The sequence below is a fragment of the Bacillus sp. BF2-3 genome, assembly GCF_008368795.1.
Taxonomy (GTDB): domain Bacteria; phylum Bacillota; class Bacilli; order Bacillales; family Bacillaceae_G; genus Bacillus_A; species Bacillus_A cereus.
Genome location: NZ_QOSA01000064.1, coordinates 1 through 4,785, shown reverse-complemented (window position 1 = coordinate 4,785; position 4,785 = coordinate 1). Strand labels below are relative to the sequence as shown.

Here is a 4,785-nt window from a genome sequence, read left to right as displayed (position 1 = left end):
ATGTGAGCTTCTTCATATTTGTATAAAAAATAATATCAAAAGTTACTTTTATTATAGCCGGAACAGTGAATCTATGATTGAACTACTGAAGTTAGTATAGTTTATGAAAACAACTTAGTTAAGTCCTTACAATGTAATTCCTGAAGAATATATGCGAATGGAACGTAATAATAGAAGCAAAAAATATAATGAAGATTTTAAAAAAACTGTAATGGATTTATTTGGCGCCTCTGAAGTGACTATTTATAAATGGATAAAGGATTTTACTCCTATTTGGAAAGAGGAAATAATCCCTCACTCATAAAGAGTTGGCTGCCATTCAGAAGGAGAACCTTCGGTTAAAACTACAGATTGAAATTCTAAAAAAGGCTATGGACATATTCGTGAAAAAACAACTGATACTGGGCTTATCGATTTTATGGGGGAACATGGTTCAATGGATGTGTTATGTACTGACTGTTCCGCAAAATACCTATTACCATTCTTTACAGAAAACAGCAGTGTCCACCGTGAACGTGACATCATGTAATAGCCATGAAAATAATTCAGTTCCATCAAGAGAGTAAGGAACGATTTCATGACAACAGACTTAGTAATGATACGCTTACTCTACTCAAAAGTAAGCTAAAGGTTTACTATTTAGTTTCACAAATACACAAGCTCTAAGTTTTTTACAATAAGTTCAATCTCATGGTTTTATTCAATCATTTAGCAATAAGGTTGTCCTATTATACTGCATTAATATAAAAAAACCGCAAAAGTTAGACTAGCGTCTCACCTTTACGGGGCAATTTAAATTTTAAAATGTCTTTCAAAATTTATTTATTAGGAATAGACAATTGCTTTCGATTCCTACTTTCTTTTCTTCCATGTAAGAAATAATACAGTAGTATTGATATAAAAACAATAAAGCCTAATATTACATATAAACCACTATAGCCAGTAGCTGGTATTACCAAACCAAGAATAGTCGGTCCTAAGCCATTTCCTAAATCCATGAATATAAAGAAAGTAGATGTTGCTAGGCCAACTCGATGTGGCTCAACCAAACTAATTGCTAACGCCTGTGAGATTGATGATACATTACCAAATCCTAAGGCAATTAAGGCTCCTGCCAATAACAATGTTACACTATTGGTTGCTGAACTTAAAAGTAGCAGACCTACTCCATATAAAATTATTGCAGGATATATGATCAGATTTGCTCCTTTTCTGTCCATTAACCGTCCAGTAAAAGGTCTAGATATTAAAACAAAAACAGTATAAACCATAAAGAAAAAGCTTGCTGTTTCTACTAATCCTATTTCAATTGCATATAGATTAATAAATGAAACTATACCTGAAAAACAAAAACTCATGATGAAAATAATAATGGCAATTGGTACAGCTTTTAGCTCAATATAGTTAGAAATACCATGTCCTTTTACCTTTTTAACTTCCATTGTATTTTTAGGGAATTTCATAAGGATTGCAACTACTAAACTAATAATACCAAGCAATACGCTGAAAGTGAAAATAGCTTTAAAACCTGCATTTTGACTCAAAAACAACCCGAAAAATGGACCAGTTCCTGTAGCAAGCGCTGTACTAACAGCAAAATAACTAATACCTTCTGCCTTTCTTGATGTAGGAAGAGTAATTGCTACAACTGTCCCTACAACAGTAGTAGCAATTCCAACTGTAATACCGTTTATTAAACGATTTAACATAAGGAAAAAAATACCAAATTCAACATAATATAATAATGTAGTAATGACAAATAAAACCAAACTAAAAATTAAAATTCTTTTAGTCTGTATAAGACGTCCTGTGAATAATCGCCCTATTAAAGCTCCAATAATAAAAATCCCTGCAGTTATACCAGCTTGGCCAGTAGTTGCGCTGAATTCATCCATTGCATACATAGTAATTGTGGCATTTAATAAAAAGTAAATTAATGTAATAAAGAAATTTATGGATGAGAGAATAATGAATTCTTTCGTCCATAAATTAGTTTTAATTTGATTCATATACTTCCACCTACCTTAATTTCAATATTAGAGAAAAACTAAGTGAGTAAACTTGCAGCTGCCTAACTCTTTTTCCCTACATATAATCTAATCCAGTTAACCATTGATAAATTAGCAGATTAAATATTGGTACAAGAAAATGATACCACCGATGCAGGAAGAAAATCCTTTCATAAATATAGTGTTTTGTACACTACACTTACATTTTTAAAGAGTTAATTTACTTCAGAAATTATCTAAGTTAACTCAAATTCGTAAACAAGCTAAAGTGAGTATTGAATTTTTTATATAACATTAATACCATTCTTTCTATTGATTAAAGGGTAGAAGCATATTTCTGATACAAAAAGGTACTATAAACAACATGGATGTTACCCTTTCATTGTGAAGTAATGAACTTAAACTAAACTGCCCTATAGTGCCATAAGAAAATCATCAAAAGGGCATTAATCCTTATTAGATCAAAGCCCTCGATATTTCTTAACTATTTTCTTTTCCCGTATATTTCACTTACGAATTGTTCCTTATAGTCGGTGTATTCATCAATTCCACCATCTTTTTCTTTTACAAACTCAATTTTTATCCTTTTGTATTGTTCACGTGCTGTTTGGTTGGCATTTAAGTAATCCCTAAAGAAGATTAAGTTTTTCCAGAGGTCTTTATTATATTCAACTAAATGAATAAAGTGGATCTTTTCTTCGTAGGATTCATCAGTAAACTTTGCAAGTACGATTTCATTTGGACGTTGTACTTGAAGTTTTAAAAATCCAGCTTTCTTTAGTCCTTGAAAAATAGTTTTTTCAACATTTTCAATATCATCTAAAAGGAAATATTTTGTTTTTGGATGGCATTAAAAATATCTATATTTTCCCTTATAAAAAAATATCTTATTGTAACAAAAACGGTCGTTTTTGTTACAAAGGTTAACTTAGTACAAATAGGCACTTACACCAAAATGAATAATTGGGTAAAAGAAGGAATACTTTTGTATTTTAAAGAATTTTGTACGTATTAAAGATTTAATAAGTAAGGGGCTCACTGCCAATTAATATAAGTTTTACTACTAACAAAGGAGGTAAATTAGAGTCGATAATGAAGAAAGAAACAAACTTTAACTCATCGTTGAAACCGAATGCACAAAACAGAAATCTAGTTTCAAAAATTATATATTTTCCTAGTACCTACGTGATTTTTATTTTTGGTTTACTGATTTCCAGGATGGGTGATTCCCTTTATACGTTTGCTCTCCCTTGGATTGCCTATAAGTTAACTGGATCAGCAATAATTATGGGTTCACTTTTTGCTATCAGTGTGTTACCTATTGTTTTATTTGGTCCAATCGTAGGGGTAATAGTGGATCGTTTTAATCGACGAAAATTAATGTGGGTTGCTGATTTAGGATGTATTATTTTAGTATCCTTAATTCCTATCCTGTATAACTTAAGCTTACTTCAACTCTGGCATTTATATGTTGTTTCTTTTATTTTAGCCGTACTCTCGATGTTATTTGACGTAGCAACTATTACAGTAATTCCACGAATTGCAGGTCAATCGCTAACAAAGGCCAATTCCGCATACCAAATGGTTAATCAAATTGCTAGTTTAGCAGGACCGGCATTAGCAGGTATTATAATTGCTACAATTGGTGGGATTAATGCTCTCTGGATAAATGCTATCTCTTTTATAGCTACTTTAGTTGTTGTATTACTATTGCCGAAATTAGAAAAGAAGAAACCCATAGATAGAACAAGAACACTATTGCAAACTATAAGGAATGATATGAAAGAAGGGCATAAATGGTTAATGAATGATCGTCTTAACCTTGCTTTATCTCTTCAAGCAATGGTGGGAAACTTTGGCGCTAGTGCTATATTAGGTGGGCTTATGTATTATTTGCTTTCTACATTATATCTATCTGCTGAAGAAAGTGGGATTAATTATACTTTAATTGGGGTAGGTGGGCTTTTAGGAAGTATCATTGTTATTCCACTTGAACAACGATTTCGAAGGGGAATCCTTATTCCAATCCTTCTTGCTGTGGGAGCAATTGGATTGACTTATGCAATATGGAGTGAATATTGGCTTGCGCCGGGCATTTCATTTGGTCTTGCTATGATTTGTAATATAGCCTGGAATACTATTGTAGCATCTGTCCGACAGGAAACAGTCCCCACCGATATGCAGGGAAGAGTTTTAGGTTTTTCACGTGTACCTACTCGTTTAGCTATGCCATTAGGAGCACTAGTAGGAGGATTAATTTCCGATTTTAATCCGGTTGCAATATTTATTTTGGCATCATCTACAAAGGTCATTGAAGTTATTATCGCGCTTACTAGTCCCATTCGTAAATTATGAGCAAAAGTGCTTCTTCATTAATGGCTTTCTTACTAATTAAAAAACTAATAATGTGTGATGAATCTCTGATTTTCCTCTTCAGGAATAGAATATTCAAGATATTTCATTACATAAAATATCTTAATATGAACTTATATCATTCGATTGGAGATAATCCAAATAGCTAACTAAGCAAAAAGCCAATTTCCTAAGAGTGCAGGAAATTGGCTTTTTCTATGTGAAAAAATCACTTAGCGTACGAAATTCGCGTTATGTTGGTGCTATCCCTTATAGATATAATGGTAGGTCAATACAGAATAATAAAATAATGTTAGTATGAATTTATCGATTTCTGATGAATTACAATTGTTTTCTAGAGAATTACGTCAACATATATCACCACATACTCTGAATTATTTAGTTAAAAAAGTAGAATTTGTTC

At 31.9% G+C, this 4,785-nt stretch carries 3 protein-coding genes; 1 reads left to right on the top strand and 2 read right to left on the bottom strand.

The window, feature by feature from the left end:
• Window positions 1-818 precede the first annotated feature (818 nt).
• Together DN401_RS29365 and DN401_RS29360 are read right to left on the bottom strand one after the other, a co-directional pair.
• Complete coding sequence (locus tag DN401_RS29365) at window positions 819-2,009, bottom strand: MFS transporter (RefSeq protein ID WP_149288121.1); 1,191 nt, start codon at window positions 2,007-2,009, stop codon at window positions 819-821.
• A gap of 484 nt (window positions 2,010-2,493) precedes the next feature.
• Window positions 2,494-2,823 carry a GrpB family protein gene (locus tag DN401_RS29360; protein WP_149288123.1) on the bottom strand — a complete coding sequence of 110 codons (330 nt, stop codon included), beginning with the start codon at window positions 2,821-2,823 and terminating at the stop codon, window positions 2,494-2,496.
• 278 nt (window positions 2,824-3,101) lie between these two features.
• Here DN401_RS29360 and DN401_RS29355 point away from each other — a divergent pair, with 278 nt between their 5' ends.
• Complete coding sequence (locus DN401_RS29355) at window positions 3,102-4,364, top strand: MFS transporter (protein ID WP_218944374.1); 1,263 nt, start codon at window positions 3,102-3,104, stop codon at window positions 4,362-4,364.
• The last annotated feature ends 421 nt before the right edge of the window (window positions 4,365-4,785 follow it).